The sequence below is a fragment of the Legionella jordanis genome (assembly GCF_900637635.1).
In the GTDB taxonomy this organism is placed as follows: domain Bacteria; phylum Pseudomonadota; class Gammaproteobacteria; order Legionellales; family Legionellaceae; genus Tatlockia; species Tatlockia jordanis.
The window spans coordinates 2610001-2629816 of sequence record NZ_LR134383.1 but is presented as its reverse complement, the minus strand read 5'-3'; the positions used below and the strand labels follow the sequence as shown (position 1 = coordinate 2629816).

The window sequence follows — 19816 nt, the reverse complement described above, 5'->3', positions numbered from 1 at the left end:
AGGTTTGATGTGAAAGTAATTACGTTTAATGCAAATGGGATTCGTTCCGCGGCTCGCGGGGGGTTTTACGATTGGCTAAAGCAGCAACAAGCGGATTTTGTTTGCCTGCAGGAGACGAAAGCGCAACTTTGTGATAAGCGGTCGGAGGAGCTTTTTTATCCATCCGAATTTTATTGCGAATATTTTGATGCCCAAAAGAAAGGCTATAGCGGAGTTGCAATTTATTCCCGTCATAAACCGCTGCGGGTAATAAAAGGCTTAGGGTTTGACTACTGTGATAATGAAGGCCGCTATATTCAATTTGATTATCCAAAATTGAGTGTCGTTTCCATTTATTTACCCTCTGGCACCAGTGGCGAAATACGTCAGGCGGTTAAATTTGATTTCCTTGAACGCTTTGCGGAGCACCTGCAAAGATTAAAGCAGGAAGGACGCGAACTGATCCTGTGTGGGGACTATAATATTGCTCATAGGCAAATTGATTTAAAAAATTGGCGCGCGAATCAAAAAAATTCCGGATTTTTGCCTGAAGAAAGAGCTTGGATGGATCAATTGTTTGGTTCCATGGGTTTTATCGATGCCTTTAGAGTGGTTAATCAACAAGAGGGGCAATACACTTGGTGGTCGATGCGCAGTCGTACAGCCAGAGAAAAAAATGTCGGATGGAGAATTGATTATCAAGTGATCACTCCAGGTTTAAAAGACAATGTAAAACAAGTTGAAATTGCCAAGGATAATCGCTGGTCTGATCATGCACCGTTAATTATTGAATACGAAGGGGATTGGTATGCTTAAACTTGCGAGTTGGAATGTGAATTCGCTAAAAATTCGTCTCGAACAAGTATTAAACTGGCTTGGTGCGGCCAATATCGACATATTAGCCATGCAAGAAACCAAACTGGTGGATGAGCAATTTCCCAGTAATATTTTTTCCGAACTTGGTTATCATTCTGTTTTTAAAGGGCAAAAAAGTTATAATGGCATAGCTTTGGTGAGTCGGCATCCCATTGAGGACGTGGTGAAGGAAATACCGAATTTCAATGACCCACAATGCCGCTTGTTAGCCGCCACCATTGCGGGAGTTCGTGTTATCAATTTATACGTGCCAAATGGCTCAGAGCCAAGCTCAGATAAATACCAATATAAATTGCAATGGCTTGAAAAGACGCTTGATTTTATAAAAGACCAGCAACGCCATTACTCAAAAATTGCAGTGGTAGGCGATTTTAATATTGCTCCTGAAGACAGGGATGTGCATGACCCGGCAGAGTGGCAAAATTGCGTTATGGTGAGTCCTGCCGAGCGCCAGGCTTTTGCTGATTTATTGTCTTTGGGTTTTGCAGACAGCTTTAGAAATTTTCTGCAACCCGAAAAGCTATTTAGTTGGTGGGATTATCGTGCTGCAGCATTTCGACGAAACCGTGGGCTTCGCATTGATCATATTTTATTGAGTGAGGAGTTAAACAGTCTTTGCATCTCTTCGCAAATTGATAAGGAGCCGCGCAAATGGGAACGGCCTTCGGATCATGCGCCCGTTTGGATTGAGCTTAATCATTAATTAGCAGTTTAATTGGCTGGACTTTAAAAACAACAGGGAGAAAGGATATGAAACGTTATTTAGCAGGAAGTTTACTGCTCTTGATTAGCTTGAATGCTGCAGCAACGGAAGAGGATATGTTAATTCTCAGCAAACCAGTTTCCGCTGAGAAACAGCAATCCATGACGCCTAAACAAGCCCTAATGCGTCTGAAAGAGGGCAATCAACGTTTCTTATCAAACCGAATGCAACAACGTGATTTTTTAGCCCAGGCTAAACGTTCCTCTTATGGGCAATACCCTTGGGTCGTTATTTTAAACTGCATGGATTCCCGTTCAGTACCAGAATTGGTTTTTGATCAAGGTTTAGCGGATTTATTTGTGTTACGTGTTGCGGGTAATGTGGTGAATGAAGATATTATAGGTAGCATGGAGTTTGCTACGAAAGCAGTAGGTACGCCTTTAATCGTGGTGCTTGGACACAGTTCATGTGGTGCTGTTGCAGGAGCATGCGGGGATGTTAAGTTAGGTCACTTAAATCATGTACTGGATAAGATTAAACCTGCGGTGGAACCCGCCAAAAAAACCACGGGTTTAAATGATTGCAGCGAACATAAATTAGTGGATGCCATAGCTAAAAATAATGCTCTGAATATGGTTCGGCAAATACAACAACAAAGCCCAATCATTCGCGATTTAATTGCTCAGGGTAAAGTTGGTATTGTAGCAGGTATGCATGATCTTAAAACAGGACAAGTGACTTTTTTCGAGGAAGAACGTCTTTTACCGAATAAGAAAAATTGATCTATAATAGAATTTCTGATAATGTTGCGCGTCTTATAAAGAGAGCATGGTGCTTGACAATGGTTCAGGTGGCGATGCTCATGTTTAATTGAGAGAGTGGTATTATGAAAGCATCAACCCATCCAGATTATAATGTTGTTAATGTGACCTGCAGCTGCGGCCACTCATTTGAAACCCGTTCAACTTTGGCGAACGATTTAAACATTGAAGTGTGCTCCAATTGCCATCCATTTTACACTGGAAAGCAAAAACTCGTTGATACCGGTGGTCGTGTGCAAAAATTCCGTGACCGTTACAAAAAGAAAGATTAATAAGCAAATAAATTGCTTTATTTTTCACTAAAATGTCTCCGATTCAATGCAAAAATGCAAAAAAGGCGCAATATATGCGCCTTTTTTTTGCAAAATGACTGTTCATCTCTAACTTTTTTCTATATGATTTTTCGCCGGGTTTTACGAAAAGAGAGTAAACGCTTTGGATAAAGATGTATTAAAACAGCGTGCCTTGGAGTATCACGAATTTCCAATACCAGGAAAATTGGCTGTTCACGTGACCAAGTCTACGAACTCGCAGGATGATTTGTCTCTGGCTTATACACCAGGGGTGGCTGAGCCGGTTTTAGCCATCGCTGAAAACGCAGAAGCAGCATTCCGTTATACAGCAAAAGGCAATTTAATTGCGGTTATGACGAATGGTACCGCGGTCCTTGGACTGGGGGATGTGGGACCTTTAGCTAGCAAACCCGTCATGGAAGGAAAGGCCGTATTGTTTAAGCGTTTTGCAGATATTGATGTTTTTGACATTGAAGTGGATGCTGAGGATCCTCAAGCTTTTATTTCCACGGCAAAGCGAATAGCTCCAACATTTGGCGGCATCAACTTAGAAGACATCAAAGCGCCGGAATGCTTTGAAATTGAACAAGCACTGATCGAGCAGCTGAATATTCCCGTTTTCCATGATGATCAGCACGGCACTGCAATTGTAGTGGCAGCTGCTTTGTTAAATGCCCTCGAACTGCAGGGAAAAACATTGTCTGAGGCCAATATTGTTTGTATTGGTGCTGGTGCAGCAGGCATCGCTTCCATGCGTTTACTTGTCGCCTTGGGAGCGGACAAGGAAAAAATGCTTTTGCTGGATAGCAAAGGGGTCATTCACACAGAGCGTGAAGATCTGAATCCTTATAAATTTGCTTTTGCGCGCAAAACTTCTTGCCGCAGCTTGGCTGATGCCCTAGAAGGCGCCGATGTATTTATTGGTGTTGCCAAGCCCAATTTATTGAATGCTGAACTGTTAAATCTAATGGCTCCAAAGCCTGTTATTTTTGCCTTATCCAACCCAGATCCTGAAATACGTCCTGAAGTCGCTAAACAGGTTCGGGATGACTTAATCATTGCGACAGGGCGCAGTGATTTTCCTAACCAGGTAAATAATGTTTTATGTTTCCCATACATCTTTCGCGGGGCGCTTGATGTTCGTGCAACGTGCATCAACCAATCAATGCAGATTGCTGCTGTTGAAGCGATCCGCCAACTGGTCCATGAGCCAGTTCCTCAAATTGTTAAGGACAATTATCCCAATGTAAGCAATTGGGAATTTGGTCCCCACTACATCATCCCCAAACCAATTGATCCCCGTTTAAAGGAGCGGGTGGCGCTTGCAGTCGCTAATGCGGCCATTGCAAGTGGGGTCAGCCGAATCAGTTTACTGAAAAAATAGTGCTGACTACTTAACCAAAGATGAAGGAGCTCATTTAGAAGATGAAAGATAAAAAATACATGATTATTGGCTGGTTAATTTGTGCTTTAGGCGCAGTTTACTATAGCTATGAATATTTTTTACGCATTTCGCCAAGTGTGATGGAACATGCACTCCGCGGCCACTTTAATTTATCTGCAGCGGGGTTTGGATTGTTGTCGGCGTTTTATTATTACGCCTATGTCCCTTTGCAATTACCTGTAGGTGTTTTGCTAGACCGTTATGGTCCAAGAATTCTAATTACCTTAGCTTGCCTAATCTGCGTTATTGGTGTTTTCATTTTTGCAGGAACTAATATATTTTGGGTGGCAGCCGTGGGGCGCTTTCTGGTCGGTTTTGGATCAGCATTTGCTTTTGTTGGCGTGCTGAAATTGGCCACCATTTGGCTTCCCGAAGATAAATTGGGAATGGTTTCGGGTTTGGCATCGGCACTGGGAACAATTGGCGCTATGGCTGGTGACAACCTCCTAGGCAGTCTGGTTGTAGAGATTGGCTGGCGCGAAACATTAAACCTGACAGCCTATTTTGGTATCGGCTTAATTTTTGTTCTGTGGTTTGGCTTGAGGGATAAACGAGACAATCAACCAAGAAGCGGAACAGTGGATACCTTCAAAAAGAGCATGATCGATTTAGGAATCATTGCTCGAAATAAGCAAATCTGGATAAATGGCATGTTTGGCTGCTTAGTCTACTTACCTACCACAGTGTTTGCTGAGCTTTGGGGCATTCCCTATTTGCGACATGCCCATGGTTTATCCATAGTTGATGCTGATTTTGCGAATTCATTGCTCTTTTTGGGATTCACCATCGGCGCTCCATCAATGGGTTATATTTCCGACCGGTTAAAACGCCGCAAATTACCCATGTTATTTGGAGCCACAGGGGCTGGAATCATAATGATGATTCTTCTCTATCTCCCGGGTTTGATGCCTTGGCATATTAACTTGCTTATGTTCGTACTAGGTCTGCTTTATAGCGCACAATGCATCGTTTTTGCGGTTGGCCGTGAATTAAGTCCCAATGAAGCAGCTGGAACAGCGATGGCTATGACCAATATGATTGTTATGCTGGGCGCTATGTTTTTACAGCCTCTCGTAGGTAACTTACTTGACTTTAGTCTGTCAACGCATCTGGCTAATGTTCCGCTGCAAGACATTCCAGTTGATAGATTGCAGCAATTGTACACAGCCGATGATTACCAATTTGCATTATCCATTATTCCTATTGGTATAATTATCGCTGCCATTCTAACCTTTTTCTTGAAAGAAACTTATGCTAATGCAGATAACTAATACTTATATTGGCAGAAGACAGGCCCTCCTCGGCAGCTTAATATGTGCCGTAGGAGCGTTTTTCTACTGCTATGAATTCGTTTTACGAATCATTCCTGGTGCCTTGCAAAGTGAATTAAGTGCAGCCTTTGGCCACATTTCAGCAACAACTTTTGGTCAATTGTCTGCCTTTTATTATTTTGCATACTCTCCCATGCAATTGCCAGTTGGTATGCTAATGGATCGTTTTGGGCCAAGGCGTCTTTTAACGTTTGCCTGCCTATGTTGTGCACTAGGATCCTGGATGTTTAGCATTACTACATCTATGTTCATTGCAGGCAGTGGCCGCTTTTTAGTAGGCTTTGGTTCTTCTTTTGCCTTTGTAGGCGTTTTGTCCTTGGCGATGCACTGGCTTCCCAGACGGTATTTTTCCTTAGTGGCTGGATTAATAACCACTTTAGGCATGCTAGGCCTGGTGTATGGTGAAGTTAAGATTACCGACATTGCCGTGAGCATGGGGTGGCATCATGTACTAAACCTGATGGTGGTTATTGGTTCCGTCTTAACCCTTATCACTTTTTTAGTTGTTCGTGATGGTCCAGAAGGGCATTCCCCGCATAAATATGCGTTGCCAGAATTCTTTAAAAACGTATGGTCAGTATTGACTTCACCACAAGTTTGGCTCATTGGCTTTGTAGGTGCATGTCTATATACCTCGCTATCGGTATTCGGAGAGTTGTGGGGTAAAAGCTATTTAGAACAAGCACATCATTTAACAAAAGTTGAAGCCGCAAAAACCGTATCTGCCATGTTTCTGGGGTGGGCAGTAGGTGCACCTGTAGCTGGATATTTATCGGATAGAAGCGGACGTCGAGTCATGCCGCTTACCGTAGGTGCTATATTGGCTTTGGTTTGTATTTGTTTTGTCCTGTACTATCCTGGCTTATCCTATGGCTGGTTAAATGTCTTATTGTTTCTTTATGGTGCTTTCAGTGCCACGGAAATAATTGTATTCATCATGGGTAAAGAAAACAGTGGTGCAAAACTGTCCGGAACTGTCTTTGCTGCCGTTAATATGATTGTCACTCTAGGGGGGGTAGTTTTCCAGCCTCTCGTTGGTAAGTTACTGGATACTTTCGGTGACAGCGGTATTGTAGCTGGTGAACACATTTACACCGTCGTTGACTACCAAATCGCTCTCTCTGTTCTACCTATATCCTTGCTCCTGGTGACCATACTTGCCTTCTTCATGAAGGATGTTAAACCAACCCATCACTAAAATAACGCCAGGTAAATCTCATCATTTACCTGGCTTGTGCAGATTTTCAGCTTTATTAAGAGAAGATTGCAACCAGTTCTTGTGCTGCCTGGCGATGAGTGGCTTTGCAGCTGATCAAACGGCTGACGGGAAAAGAGACAATCTGACTATCTCGATAATGGTGACGAGTGAATTCAGTATCATGATTTGAGATGATTACAGGAATACCTCGAGCAGCGGTTTCTTTCGCTAATTGAGCCAATTCAATTTGATCCGACTCTTTAAATTTTTTATGAGTGTAAGAGGCAAAATTGGCACTTGCGGATAATGGCACGTATGGGGGATCGCAATAAATTAAATCTCCAATTTCCGCCTGGGCAAAGGTTTGACGAAAATCTGCCGAGATGAATAGGGCCTGGCTGCTTTTACGATAAAAATGCTCCATTTCAATTCTCGGAAAATACGGTTTTTTATAACGACCGAAAGGTACATTATACAAACCTCTTTGGTTGTAGCGGCAAAGACCGTTATAGCCATGCCGGTTTAAATAAAGAAAAACAGCGGCTTTGTAGCGTAAATCTTGGCTGTGGTTAAATTGCTCGCGAAACGCATAATATCTCGACTCACAATTGTTTTCCGCGGAAAAGAAACTGCTGCAGTATTCAATAAACTCAAGACCTTCCAATTGCAAATACTGAAAAAGGCTGATCAGATTAATGTTTTGTTCGGCTAACAGATAGCGGTGATAATTGGAGTTGAGAAAAATTGCGCCTGAACCGGTAAAGGGCTCTATTAGACGATTGGCAGGAGGCAGAGAAGCTAAAATATGTTCAACGCAACGAAATTTGTTCCCAGCCCATTTAAGAAATGGCTTTATTCTAGTCATGAGATGCTAATCGAGATGCTCTCTAAGCCGAATTGAATGGATTTAGCTGATTCTACAACATAGGAATTTATTGACAAGCAAGAATCATGGGGGAGCTATAAGTTGACGCTCTCACCTGCGGTGGTTATGATGCAAGCACATCGATTTGGACATTAATGTGATATGGATGAACTTAGTGAATTGTTAAAACCCAGCTGGGGCTCAGAACAATGGATTCTAGAAGGATGGAATCAAATTACTTCAGAGGAAAAGATTGTTATTAAAGAGCGGATGGATAAGCTGTTTAAAAATGGCTTACCTTTTGAATTGAAGCACGAAAAAATTTTATACATCTATATTTTTTCCATGTTGGCGCAGCTTGAAGTGTTAGCCATACAGGTGCCGTTGAAATTCGAATCCCGGATGTCCTCGAGAGAGCATCAAAAACTCATGAGAGCTCAATTGCTGGATGAAATATTTCATGGTCTGGTGTTTACCAAAATTCTCTATTTACTATGTGCGCCCCAAGCTTTTCCACCTGAATATAATGATGGGATTGAGAGCTTGTGCAATTTCATTCGAGAAGAAGAATGCCCCAAGGTGGCTGTGGTCCTATTGAATCTTGTTGCTGAGGGCTGGATAGAGGAAACCTTTCATCTTCTGAAGAAAGCTGATATAGCACCTGAGGTGTTTGATATCATCATTGAAGATGAGCACCGTCATGTTTGTGAAGCTGATTTGTATAAGGAAATAGGACTTCCTGATATCAAAATCATCATGCCAAAGCTCCAATTTTTGGAAACGCAACTGATCAATAATGTCCTCTTGCAATATAAATACATGGCGAGTACTTCTGTAATTTTAGGAATGAATGGAGCTCTCGATTTTCTGAATTGCCTTGATGAAAAACACAGGAGGCAATTGGCTAAAATCAATTTACATCCCAGCGATAACTGGGACTTTTTTATGAAATTTACAAGAGAGCTTTTGCCGAGATTGCAAATTTTTCAGACTTCCCATCCTATAGCGATGACCCCTATTCGCAAGATGTTTATGACCCAGTGGGACAATCCGAGTGATCCGACCATGGTGGGTGAATTTAGTATGGATGTCAGCCGCCTTGATTTTTTCAATAAAAAATATCCACCTGAAACCATAACCACATTGATGCTGCAGGTCATTAGTAAAGGTTTAACTGAAAATGAATCCTGGCGATCCTATTTAAGCCATGGCCAATTATTTAAAAGTGAACAAGCCTCTGTCGGATTGGTCGTAAAGTTGGTTAATTGCCAGGATCACTTAAGTACAATCGTATTCGATAATTGCCATTTAATGACTTGCCAACAATTGGCGACAAAGATTAGAAGAATCATCCGAATGATGATTTACTGTTTTAAAAAGAGGGAAGAACTGGAAAAAAGCTACCCTTTCCTTAAAAATATAATGGACAAGGAGCTTTATGATTTTAAGAATGGCTTTTATCCTTATCCGACGCCCGGTAATGCCGTTGTCTCTCTAAGTAATATTGGTTTTTGTGGCTACACGAGAGCAAAATCGCCTCTACGTCGAAATGAGGCGATGAAATGTACTCTTCTCCAAATCGAACGCAAACCCGTTTGGAATGAAGAAAGCAATTCTTTCGTCCCCAAAGACATGCTACCCGTATCCATTAGTGCTGATCATCGGATCATTGATGGCAATACAGTTGTTCCACAGCTGTTTGCGAAATATTTTGATGAGATGTTTAATAAAATGATCGCAGACCAGTTAATATCTGTTCAAAATATCAATCGTCCAGACGATAAATTCGTCAAATTGATGGAAGAATTGATGCGAGATAACCTTGAGTTTGCCTATAAAGCTTTAGTCTTTTTACAAACTTATTGGGTTGATGCTTTGGCTCTTGAAAATTTAGCCCATAGTAAGACGGCTAAAAAGCTGCTGACTAAGTACATGCTTGGCAGGGCAATACCCGTATGCTGACGAAGTTGGCCTTGGCCAACTTACTGCGCAGAACGGGTAAGATCACTTCATTGATCATCAAACGGCAACAGTCAGCAAAAACAGTGCCGTAATTGCCACCAATCCTAAAGTGAGATTACCACCCGGCACCAAAAGAATACCGCCGTTTGGATCCTGCTTGCGGGCTCTCCAAGTCATAATGGCTGGCAACAGCAACAGAAGAATGACACAACAAACTCCTGCGTAACTTAAAGCCTGTAAATAAATCCCGGGATTAATCAGAACCACAGCCAAAGGTGGCAGAAAAGTCAGAGCTAAAGTCCCTTTCCCCTGAAGGCCTGTTTTCTTTAATGACAAACCATCGGCTAAAAAATCAAATAATCCGATGGATACTCCAAGAAAGGCAGTTACCATGCAGATGGATGTAAAAAAGCCAAAAAAGCCAGTAATCCACTGACTATTGACCGCATTGGCTAAAGCATTGGTCAAACCACTGGTGGCATGGTCATTATTCATCAAAGCCATTAGCCCATGTTCGCCTTCCCGGTTTATGACCCCCATGATAACTGCATCCCAAAGAATGTAGCAGGTCAGAGGAATGAGAGAACCAAATAAAATAACTTTTCGTAATGCGTTTACATCATCATTAAAATATTCTCTTAAGCTAGGTACAATGGATGCGAAACCGAAGGAGGTCACCAAAATCATTAAACTGCCAGTTATCGCAGGCATTGAGCCACCATTTAAACTGCCAAATTGGATGTGCGGACTGATGATTATCAGCAATAGGATATAGACACCCAGCTTACCAAACATCAAGCCGCGGTTGACGTAATCCACTGCACGAATACCTGCATACACCACCAAACTAAAGATAATTGTAAAAATGAAGGAGGTTAACCAGGCGGGAGGATTGATGTTCAATCTTGTTAAAATACCACCCAACACATCGCTACCGCCTGAAATGTATGCGGCAAGCAATGTGTACAGAAGGAATAGGTAAGTAATCCAGGCGATAATTTGCCCAGGTAGGCCTAAGGTGGATTTAGCCATGGAAACCATGTTGCTTCCGGAGGGTAGACGGAGATTTACTTCAAGAATGAGTAAGGCACCGATGGTCATAATTAACCAGCATATAAATAGAAAAAGAACCGAATTGCTAAAACCCACTTCGGCCGTCGATACGGGCAGGGCGAGCATCCCACCACCAATCGAAGTACCAACTATTAATAAAATACCACCAATGAATTTAGAATTGGCCACAGTATAACATCCATTTAGTTTAAAATTAAATCAATATGATAAATTCAGATGCAATCGCTTGTCAATGAGATCTTTCATGAAATAGTTCGGCTGACTCGAATCTCTAAACTCTTAAACTAAGGTGTTTAGAGATTTCTAGCATACACAGTTAACGCATCAATTGCCAAGCTGTATTCGCAAGCAAAATAATTGAAAACACGATTATTAACCACTGAGACCACTTGCCACCAGGCACTTGGTAGCTGGAAGTGAATTTTTTTCTGCCAAATACGGTCATTAACGCAGGTAAGAGCAACAAGAGAATGACACAAAAGATTCCGGCATAATTAAGGGCGTGGATGTAGGCGCCAGGGTAATACACAACAATTAAAAGAGGGGGTAGAAAAGTGAGTAAAAATAATCCTAAACCTTGACGCCCCTTTTGTTCCATTTTAAGGCCATCGGCCAAAAAACTGATTAGGCAGAGGGAAACTCCTAAAAATGCGGTCAACATGCAAATGGATGTGAAGAAATTAAATAAGGAGCTAATCAAAGTATTTTTTACGACCGCGGAAAGATTTAACGCCAGACTGCTGGTAGTGTGTTCATCCTGCATGAGGGCAGCCAAACCTTTGTCCCCTTGAACGGATAAAGTACCCATGATTACAGCGTCCCAAGCAATGTAGCAAAGCAAAGGAATCAGCGAACCAATCATCACTACTTTTTTTAATGTCTTGATGTCATCGTTAAAATAATCCCTTAAATTGGGAACGATGATGGCAAAACCAAAGGACGTAATCAGAATCATGATTGTCCCGGCAATGTAGCGATAATCTCCACTCTGGAAATGTTCGAGCTTAATGTGAGGCGAAATGAGTATGACTAGTAGTAAATAAACGGCCAGTTTGCCAAACATCAAACCTCTATTAAGCAAGTCAACCTGACGAATGCCTCCATAAACTACCAAGCCGAATAGGAGCGTAAACAGTAAACTGGATTGCCAGGGGTATAATGAGATCCCCATTCGGCTAAACAGGCTGCCAAAAACATCTGCTCCTCCAGAGATATAGGCTGATAATAAGGTATAGAGCAAGAAAATGTAACTTAACCAGGCTGTGATTAATCCAGGATTCCCCAAAGTGGCTGCAGCCATTGAGACCATGTGCTTGCCAGGAGGCAAATACAGGTTGGCCTCTAAAATAAACAGTGCTCCTAAAGTCATGGCTGCCCAACACAACAATAGGAAAAAGGAAGATTGCCAAAATCCTGTCAAGGAATTAGCAACTGGCAGAGCAAGCATGCCCCCGCCAATGGATGTCCCAACAATTAAAAGAATACCGCCAATGAATCTGGATTTCATGTTACACCTGTTTACAACTTTTTGGATCTTTACAAAATGACACGCTTGCTTCTAAGCATCATTTCACATAGGCAGCCAAAGGCACTGATTTTAATGCTTGTCCCTGAGTACAACTTGTTAGGACCTGAATCTCCAAGCGCCGATTTTGAGCACTGCCATGGACAAGTTTATTGTCCGAGACTGGATATTTATCTCCATAGCCCTCTGGGTTTAGTCGTTGGGCTGGAATGCCATTTGCCCAAAGGAATGTAACCATTGCATCGGCCTGAGCTTGGGTGAGGGTTTTCTTGTGATATTCAGAACCAACGTCGTTGGTGAAGCCAGCTACATAAATAGGACAGCAGGACGGATAAGTTTTTAATACTTTGATAAGAGTTGCAAGACCCGCGAAACAAATTTCATTAAAACGAGGAGTATTAAACAGAAAAAAGCGGTCTGTTGGAACTACAAAAGTAACCGTATCCCCATATTGAATATATTGAATTTGGAAGCGCTGTAATTCTTTGAGTAGAACGGGTTTGCTGTCTCTATAAAGTCCAATGCCGGCACCCAGGGCCGTACCTGCCCCTGTACCAATCAATACTGGACCTCCGGCGGCGGCCATGGCAGCAGTGCCAACCACAGTTCCTGGAGGAGTGGTGACATAGGCGCGCTTATAAGGCTTAAAATTGTTGTAAGGAGGGTGAAACCTATAGCAACCATTTAATACTAAAGCTACAAGACTGATCAAGGCCAAGTGCCCAATAGAGCTCTTGCGTAACATTCCCACTCCTTATGCAAATAGATTTTTCCATTATTAAGGATTGTTGCTTATTTCGCAATCAGCTCTTTAGTTTTTGCAGGATTTTCCGATTTAGATTATGGAATTTGTTATTACCTTCAATAACAAAATGTTTTATATTGGCTATAGTAGCTATACAGGCAGAATGATTGACTGCTATGACAAAGACAAAAGCTAAAAACATCTCATACCCCTTGGTTCTTGGAGCATTGGGGGTCGTATATGGTGACATTGGTACCAGTCCTTTGTACGCCATGCGCGAAAGTCTAATTGGCCTTGACATGAGCCACGTGGATATTTTGGGTGTTTTATCCCTCATTTTCTGGTCTTTGATTTTAGTGATCTCCGTCAAATATTTAATTTTTGTTTTTCGCGCCGACAATGATGGAGAGGGTGGCATTTTGGCTTTGCTGGCCTTGCTAAAGCAGAAGCAAACCAAACATCAGTATCTGTTTTATTTGCTGGCTATCTTTGGCGCTGGACTAATAATTGGTGATGGGATGTTAACACCGGCCATTTCGGTTACTTCCGCCATTGAAGGTTTAAAGCTGGCCTCCCCGCGCTTTGATGATTATATTGTGCCTTTATCCGCTTTTATTATGGTGGTTTTATTTTCTGCACAATCGAAAGGAACGGGAAAAATTGGTGCTGCTTTTGGACCTATCCTGTTAATCTGGTTTATAACCATTGGAATACTTGGTTTGGCGCAAATCATTAAAAATCCTTTGGTTCTTGAAGCGGTGAATCCCTATTTTGCATGGCAATTCTTCCAAGAACACGGGTTTAGAGCTTATCTGTTGCTCGGTGGTGTATTTTTGGTTGTGACCGGGGGGGAGGCTCTTTATGCGGATATTGGTCACTTTGGCAAAAATGCTATTCGTTACAGCTGGTTTTTTATCGTGCTGCCAGGTTTGTTACTTAACTATTTTGGTCAAGGAGCCAATTTATTGCTTCACCCTAAGGCAATAGAAAATCCTTTTTATATGTTGGCTCCAGAGTGGTTTTTTCTTCCATTGCTCTGTTTATCGACATTAGCAACCATCATTGCATCGCAGGCCATTATTTCTGCTACTTTTTCCATCACTAAGCAAGCAGTACTTCTGGGCCTTTATCCTCGGTTGCCTATTATTCAAACATCAAAAGAGCATGCTGGGCAAATTTATATCCCTCAGGTTAATTTCTTCTTGCTGATAGGCACATTGATCTTGATTTTTTCTTTCAGAAGCTCAAATGCCTTAGCTCACGCATACGGCATTGCAGTTAACCTTGAAATGTTGTCTGTAAGTGTGCTGGTGGCTTATGCTGCGAGAAAAATTTGGAATTGGTCCTGGCTTCGTGTGATAGCGAGCTTCACCATTTTAATTTTTATTGATTTGGCTTTCCTCGGCGCCAACTCCTACAAATTTATGACGGGTGGTTGGGTTCCAGTTCTGTTTGCATTTGCTGTGGCCTTAGTAATGTTCACCTGGAATAACGGCATGCAATACTTAAAGAAAAATTTCTACATGCAGAAAGCGGACATTACCAAAATTATCAAGCAGCTACGCTATAAAAGTCTAAATCAACTGCCTGGGGTTACGGGTATTTTCATCACGGATACTTATGATCAAAGTGGCGGCAGTTTTCTTCATTTTTTAAAGTTAAGTCTTGCCGTACCAGAAAATATTTTAATTGTTAGTTATCAAGTAGAAAATAAACCTTACGTCAGAGGTAAGGCTAAATTCGAATTTCATGAGCTTGCGCCAAAAGTGTTTGAATTAATTTTGCATTATGGTTTTATGGACAGTATTTCCATTCCTGATGCTCTGGAAGCGGTAAACAAAGCACAATTATTGCCATACCGGATCAATGTTGAGAGTGCGACCTATTTGGTGGAAATACCCAATGTGATGGCTTCCAGAGCGAAGAGGACCTTATATTTTTACTGGCAGGAGAAATTATTCTCGTTTTTGGTGCGTAATTATTCTGCGAATTTAAATATTGAATTCTACAAGCTTCCTTATAATAGAACGATTGCAATAGGGACTTATTGCATGATTTAGCAAATTATTGTGTTAGTTCGCAGCCATTCGTTAAGGGATTTCCAGGTACAACAATTTGTACATTAATCCCTTTTATCGTTGGACTGGTACGTGCTTCTTTAAGGTAGTCAATCAGCGGCACGTCCACCACATGGCCGTAAACCGTAGATGCTTCTCTGAAGACTAAAGCGCCATTTTTCCAAAACGCAAACCCTAAGTGGGAGATATCCAGTTCAGTGCCGATTTTATCCTTAAGGTTCCAGTTTGGGCGCACTATTTCAATGATTGCACCATTTGGGATTTGTGAAAACAAGTGCTGATTTGGTTCCCCTTGACTATTGAATAGCACTGTAAATGGAAGATAGGGCAATTCCGAAGGTAGCTTTGACAATTTACTGCCCCGATTTTTCAGTTCAGCTAAACGAAGCATTTGTTCCTGCTTGTTCTCAGGATACAAACGAATGCTGGCGAGGGTATGAAACTGATACCAAGAAGGCTTGTCAATTAAAGCGGTGGTCATCAATGAAACGGGTTGTTTATTCACATCGGTAAATGTTTGGGTGATATCTTTGAGAAAACCTTGGTGTTGATTATTTCTATTCCAGTCTATGGAAGTAAAATGATTACGGTTGATGTAAGATACGCGCCCATTTTCATAGCGGATGCGACATATGCATTGTCTAAAATCTTGAATGTTATCTGCCAAAGCAATGGCCAGGACCGTATCTACGAAAGTTTCGCAATCAAACCCATCCACCCGATATCGAGGTGCTTGATCAAAACGACCTTTTACCCCTTCCCCTAAAGCGCCAAGGACGTAGTCTTTACCTAAGAACTGCGCACTAATGGTTTCAAGGCGCGTGGCCATATCTGAATTCGGGTTATTGTGTAAATTATGATATAGTCCGTTGATTATGGCATCGGCTTGCTCTTGCTTGGGATGGACATTTGCCAAAGAGAGTGATGACAAAAGCATAAAGAAAATAACATAAATAAATCGAACTGAGGCTTTAACTTGGTCTGCTGAAAGAGTCATTCCTTTCTCTTGTTGTCAAAAAATGGCCACATTTTAACCTGTCTGGGATTGAGGTACAACAATGTTAAATGCAATCTGGTTATCGATGATTTTTATTTCTGTGGTTGTAGGAAGCATTCAGGGAAGATTGGATCAGGTGGTGCATGCGGTAACTGACTCTGCAAAGTTTGGCTTTGAAATAGCACTTGGCATGACGGGAGTGATGTGCTTGTGGCTAGGTATAATGCGAATTGCCACAGAATCAGGGCTGATAAATCATTTTGCCAGGCTATTAAGGCCTATTATGCGGCCAATTTTTCCTGACGTGCCCGCTGAGCATCCGGCAATGGGGGCAATGATTATGAATATTGCGGCCAATATGCTTGGTTTGGCCAATGCGGCAACCCCCTTTGGTTTGCAAGCCATGAAAGAATTACAAACATTGAATAAAAACGCACAGGAAGCCAGCAATGCCATGTGTACTTTTTTGGCCATTAATACCTCCAGTGTTCAATTGATACCAGCCACAGCCATTGCTTTTTTGGCCGCTAATGGCAGCCTTCATCCAAGCAGCATTATTTTTAGTTCTCTGGTAGCTACGACTGTCTCCACGATTGTTGCCATCATAGCAGTCAAGCAATTGGCTAAATTGCCAGGGTACCAGATTAAAGGGACGATCATAAATGACTAGTTTTGCAAATCAATTCTCAAACTGGCTATTTCTGTCTTTTGTAGTTGGAATACCTTTGTATGCCGCTTTCAAACGAATTAACGTATTTGATGCATTTACTTCCGGAGCCAAGCAAGGGTTTGAGACGTCCATTAGCATTCTTCCCTATTTGATAGCCATGCTTGTGGCTATCGGTATGTTAAGAGCCTCCGGATTTTTTGAACTAATTAATGGCGTTTTAAGTCCCATTTTCTCAGCATTGGGTATGCCAGCGGAATTGCTGCCTTTAGCGCTCATTAGACCCTTTTCGGGCAGTGCATCCACCGGGGTGATGGCAGAGCTCATTCATCAGTATGGAGGAGATTCCCTAATTGCAAAAACGGCAGCCACCATGATGGGAAGTACAGAAACTACCTTTTATGTGGTAGCGGTTTATTTTGGTGCAGTGGGCATCAAAAGAACTCGTCATGCTATCCCTGCTGGTCTTTTAGCCGATTTGGCGGGAGTTATTGCGAGCGTAGCCATTTGCCGGTATTTATTCAGCTAATTTTGCTGACAGATAGCTTGTCTCATTGCAGGCCGATGCTTTTGATTTGTTTAACAGTTTGTTCTGCCTCTCTCAAAGCCTCGTAGGTGAGCTTTTCGGATTTAGGATATCGATGGAAGAAGAGTAAGGCATGATTTACAAGAGAATCTTTACTGTAGGCCACTCGATGCTTGCCAAGAGTTTGTTGTTGCCTTGAGGCTGTGGCAAGAGCTTTAGCAAAAGCCCTTTGACTGCTATTCAGAGCACTCTCAAGCTTTAAAGGCAAATAATTTTCAAGATATTCCCGGTTCTCTAATACCGTATTAATTTGCTGGGCTTCAGCAATGACACTAAGAATTGTTCGAATAGCAACGGTTTTTTCGTCCTCTGCGCCTCGTTTCTGAGCCAAACGGTTAGCCAGATTTTGCAATTTTTCATGCAAAAGGTTAATGGCCTGAGCCATTTGCACTGATTTTTTCTCAAACATATCAGTGACTTTCTTTAAATGGGCTTGGGACTTGCTACGATGAGTGCGGATATAGATGGAGTTTTCTGTGGCGCTGCAAGGTTGCAAAACATGTTTTTGAACATCAAAGTCTTCCGTGTAATTTAGGTAGGATGAGCTCTCACTGTCAAACTCACTGTAATAATTTTTTAATTCAGTTAAATAAAGAGAGGCGGGAAATACTTTGTTCGCCCAGGGATCACAAATATAAGCGTCTTCACCCCAGCTCAAAGGATCAGTTGCTACACTGTCTGCTTTTCGTCCAATCACTAAGATTACGTGGTTTCCTCCTTCAATTTTGTAAGTTTCTCCTTCAACATCTTCAGTTTGGTGACTTAAATAATCTAAAGCCATCAGAGCTAATTCATGGCAATTACCAAGAGCAAGTTCTTTACTCATGGCAATGCCGTAATAAAAATCTCTGATTTCTAAATCAAGGGCACTGATATAGTCAGGGTGGCAATCACAAAGCTCTCTTAACTTTCTTACTGCATTACGTAACTCATTACGTTTGCTTGGAGGATAGCTGTTGTTGATCAGTTGAGTGGAACCTTCGAGAATATACTTTCTGGCGTACTGTAAAGCCTCAAGTGCTGCAATGGCATTGTTGGATTGTGTTGGCATGGTTACATCTAACGAAGACAGCCACTCCGCAAATCACCTGAAATCCTTGGTTAAAGAGTTTCCTAATAGCTGTTAAAAAATTAGGCACCCATTATAAGAAGGCAACCTTAAGGAATTATTAATGATATTTGCTCTTTTTGTTTTGAATTTATTCAGATGATTATAATCAGATGATTATAAAAAGATAGTGAGCAGCTAAAACAATTGATGCACTAAGCTTTTATCGTCTCGCAAGACGGCCTTGTTCAAATGCATTCAACTGCGCAAGAAGTGTTGCGGAATTCGCTTTAAATGAGGCCATTTCACGACCTTGAATTGGAAAACCGCGTGGCAAATCCACTGTAGTTGGGTTTTTGGGCTGATGATTGTAATGAAATTCATAATGACAATGTGGACCAGAAGCCAAGCCAGTTTGACCGACATAGCCAATAATTTGCCCACGCTTGACGTAATCACCTCGTGACAAGCCCTTTTGAAACTTCAACATATGTCCATAAATGGTGCTGTAGGTCTTATTGTGGCTTATTTTAATCATATTGCCATAACCACTTTGTCGCCCAATAATTTCGATTCGTCCATCACCTGTGGCGCGGATGGGAGTACCAATAGGAGCCGCCAAATCAACGCCTTTATGGGCTCTCTTGTAGTGCAGAATTGGATGGTATCTTGACAGGCTAAACGTTGAACTTATATGGCTAAAACGCAATGGATAACGGTCAAAGGCTTTCTTTAAGCTCGTTCCTTGTGGAGAATAGTAATCCGTGTGCCCAGTTCTGTCCGTGTGGCGCACTGCTTGGTAAGTTTTACCGCGGGTTTTATAACTCACGGCCAGTATGTCGCCAATGTCCACCATTTTGTCACCAATATAATAACCTTGGTAAATAATAGTGAATTGGTCGCCAGCCCGAATGTCTTTGGCAAAATTAATATCCCAAGTAAACACCTCGGTCATTTGTTTGATGAGTTTGGGGTGAACATTGTTACGTTTTGCAGTGCTGTATAAAGAACCTCTAATGACGGCAGTGACAATTTTATTTTGCGTGGTTGTCTTTCGACCGTTTATTTTACTGATATACCGCTGACCTTCTCGATAAACCATTAAATCTTGAGTGGGAGAATAGGGGACGACCATTTTTTCAAGGACTTTCTTTTTTATTAAAAGCTGGATTTCCTGATCAGGTTTAAAATGCGAAAACACTCTGCCATGAGGATTCCCACGCAAAATATTTTGCAGAGTTTGTGGACTTAGACCTTGGCGTTTAAAAACGGTCGTCAAAGAATCGCCTTTGCGCATTTTGATAATTTTCCAATCCCCATTGGGATTGGGTGGCGTCTCTTTGCGCACTTGCTCCTGTGGCTTGGGACTAGATGGACTGGGTTTAATTGTTTGCTTTTGCTGCAAAGCCACTTTTTGCGGTGGTTTTACGCCTTCTACTTTATCTTTCTTGGTGATGGAATTTGAGGCGATTGAAGACACAGGTTTTCTTTTGTTGAGCACCTCAGATTTCGAGGGAATCGGGGTCACAATGGAGGTTTGTACTGGTTCGAAAACCTCTGTATTCGAAACCGAAAAATTTGTTCGATGCTTATGAGGAAAAGATTTTACTAAAATAAAGGGTAA

Annotated in this window: 18 protein-coding genes (1 of these 18 cut by a window edge); 11 read left to right on the top strand and 7 right to left on the bottom strand. The window is 41.8% G+C overall.

Going from position 1 to position 19816, the window contains the following annotated elements; genetic code table 11:
• Window positions 1-9 precede the first annotated feature (9 nt).
• The 7 genes from EL203_RS11885 (at window position 10) to EL203_RS11855 (ending at window position 6645) form a co-directional block, all read left to right on the top strand.
• Window positions 10-795 carry an exodeoxyribonuclease III gene (locus EL203_RS11885; RefSeq protein WP_058472179.1) on the top strand — a complete coding sequence of 262 codons (786 nt, stop codon included), beginning with the start codon at window positions 10-12 and terminating at the stop codon, window positions 793-795.
• Window positions 788-1558 carry an exodeoxyribonuclease III gene (gene xth / locus EL203_RS11880; RefSeq protein ID WP_058470684.1) on the top strand — a complete coding sequence of 257 codons (771 nt, stop codon included), beginning with the start codon at window positions 788-790 and terminating at the stop codon, window positions 1556-1558. Before EL203_RS11885 ends, xth begins: the two co-directional genes overlap by 8 nt.
• A 47-nt stretch (window positions 1559-1605) precedes the next feature.
• Complete coding sequence (locus tag EL203_RS11875; RefSeq protein ID WP_058470683.1) at window positions 1606-2340, top strand: carbonic anhydrase family protein; 735 nt, start codon at window positions 1606-1608, stop codon at window positions 2338-2340.
• Window positions 2341-2444: 104 nt separating this feature from the next.
• Entirely contained in the window at window positions 2445-2651 is a 207-nt protein-coding gene (gene rpmE / locus EL203_RS11870; protein ID WP_058470682.1) for a 50S ribosomal protein L31, read from the top strand.
• Window positions 2652-2814: 163 nt separating this feature from the next.
• Window positions 2815-4056 (top strand): malic enzyme-like NAD(P)-binding protein, encoded by a 1242-nt coding sequence (locus tag EL203_RS11865; protein ID WP_058470681.1) that lies wholly within the window; start codon window positions 2815-2817, stop codon window positions 4054-4056.
• Window positions 4057-4097: 41 nt separating this feature from the next.
• On the top strand, window positions 4098-5387 hold the full coding sequence (locus EL203_RS11860; protein WP_058470680.1) for an MFS transporter: 1290 nt from the start codon (window positions 4098-4100) through the stop codon (window positions 5385-5387).
• Window positions 5374-6645: an MFS transporter gene (locus EL203_RS11855; RefSeq protein ID WP_058472178.1), complete on the top strand. Its 1272-nt coding sequence runs from the start codon at window positions 5374-5376 to the stop codon at window positions 6643-6645. The genes EL203_RS11860 and EL203_RS11855 overlap by 14 nt, the downstream gene beginning before the upstream one ends.
• Before the next feature lie 55 nt (window positions 6646-6700).
• Here the strand turns inward: EL203_RS11855 and EL203_RS11850 are convergent, their stop codons facing one another.
• The gene (locus EL203_RS11850) at window positions 6701-7510 is read right to left on the bottom strand and encodes a Dam family site-specific DNA-(adenine-N6)-methyltransferase (RefSeq protein WP_058470679.1); all 810 of its coding nucleotides are present in this window, start codon (window positions 7508-7510) and stop codon (window positions 6701-6703) included.
• A gap of 162 nt (window positions 7511-7672) precedes the next feature.
• Here EL203_RS11850 and EL203_RS11845 point away from each other — a divergent pair, with 162 nt between their 5' ends.
• Window positions 7673-9472 carry a 2-oxo acid dehydrogenase subunit E2 gene (locus EL203_RS11845; protein WP_064108426.1) on the top strand — a complete coding sequence of 600 codons (1800 nt, stop codon included), beginning with the start codon at window positions 7673-7675 and terminating at the stop codon, window positions 9470-9472.
• 57 nt (window positions 9473-9529) lie between these two features.
• Here EL203_RS11845 and EL203_RS11840 read toward each other — a convergent pair whose 3' ends face one another.
• The 3 genes from EL203_RS11840 to cmpA all read right to left on the bottom strand — a co-directional run bounded on the left by EL203_RS11840 (window position 9530) and on the right by cmpA (window position 12816).
• The gene (locus EL203_RS11840; protein ID WP_058470678.1) at window positions 9530-10714 is read right to left on the bottom strand and encodes an amino acid permease; all 1185 of its coding nucleotides are present in this window, start codon (window positions 10712-10714) and stop codon (window positions 9530-9532) included.
• A gap of 148 nt (window positions 10715-10862) precedes the next feature.
• Window positions 10863-12053 (bottom strand): amino acid permease, encoded by a 1191-nt coding sequence (locus EL203_RS11835; protein ID WP_058470677.1) that lies wholly within the window; start codon window positions 12051-12053, stop codon window positions 10863-10865.
• 58 nt (window positions 12054-12111) lie between these two features.
• Window positions 12112-12816 carry a C-OmpA-like family protein CmpA gene (cmpA, locus tag EL203_RS11830; RefSeq protein WP_058470676.1) on the bottom strand — a complete coding sequence of 235 codons (705 nt, stop codon included), beginning with the start codon at window positions 12814-12816 and terminating at the stop codon, window positions 12112-12114.
• A gap of 176 nt (window positions 12817-12992) precedes the next feature.
• On the opposite strand from cmpA, the gene EL203_RS11825 reads away from it, so the two are divergent.
• Window positions 12993-14876: a potassium transporter Kup gene (locus EL203_RS11825; RefSeq protein WP_058470675.1), complete on the top strand. Its 1884-nt coding sequence runs from the start codon at window positions 12993-12995 to the stop codon at window positions 14874-14876.
• A 4-nt stretch (window positions 14877-14880) separates the two neighbouring features.
• Here EL203_RS11825 and EL203_RS11820 read toward each other — a convergent pair whose 3' ends face one another.
• Window positions 14881-15891: an N-acetylmuramoyl-L-alanine amidase-like domain-containing protein gene (locus tag EL203_RS11820; protein ID WP_058470674.1), complete on the bottom strand. Its 1011-nt coding sequence runs from the start codon at window positions 15889-15891 to the stop codon at window positions 14881-14883.
• A gap of 61 nt (window positions 15892-15952) precedes the next feature.
• Between EL203_RS11820 and EL203_RS11815 the strand changes: the two genes are divergently transcribed.
• Both EL203_RS11815 and EL203_RS11810 read left to right on the top strand, forming a co-directional pair.
• On the top strand, window positions 15953-16561 hold the full coding sequence (locus EL203_RS11815; protein WP_058470673.1) for a nucleoside recognition domain-containing protein: 609 nt from the start codon (window positions 15953-15955) through the stop codon (window positions 16559-16561).
• The gene (locus EL203_RS11810) at window positions 16554-17087 is read left to right on the top strand and encodes a spore maturation protein (protein WP_058470672.1); all 534 of its coding nucleotides are present in this window, start codon (window positions 16554-16556) and stop codon (window positions 17085-17087) included. Before EL203_RS11815 ends, EL203_RS11810 begins: the two co-directional genes overlap by 8 nt.
• A gap of 22 nt (window positions 17088-17109) precedes the next feature.
• Here EL203_RS11810 and EL203_RS11805 read toward each other — a convergent pair whose 3' ends face one another.
• Both EL203_RS11805 and EL203_RS11800 read right to left on the bottom strand, forming a co-directional pair.
• On the bottom strand, window positions 17110-18195 hold the full coding sequence (locus tag EL203_RS11805; RefSeq protein WP_058470671.1) for a hypothetical protein: 1086 nt from the start codon (window positions 18193-18195) through the stop codon (window positions 17110-17112).
• A gap of 220 nt (window positions 18196-18415) precedes the next feature.
• Window positions 18416-19816, bottom strand: the 3' portion of a protein-coding gene (locus EL203_RS11800; RefSeq protein ID WP_058470670.1) for a M23 family metallopeptidase. It continues 87 nt past the right edge of the window; 1401 of the gene's 1488 nt are visible here — the last part of the coding sequence; the start codon falls outside the window, past its right edge — the gene reads right to left on this strand; the stop codon is at window positions 18416-18418.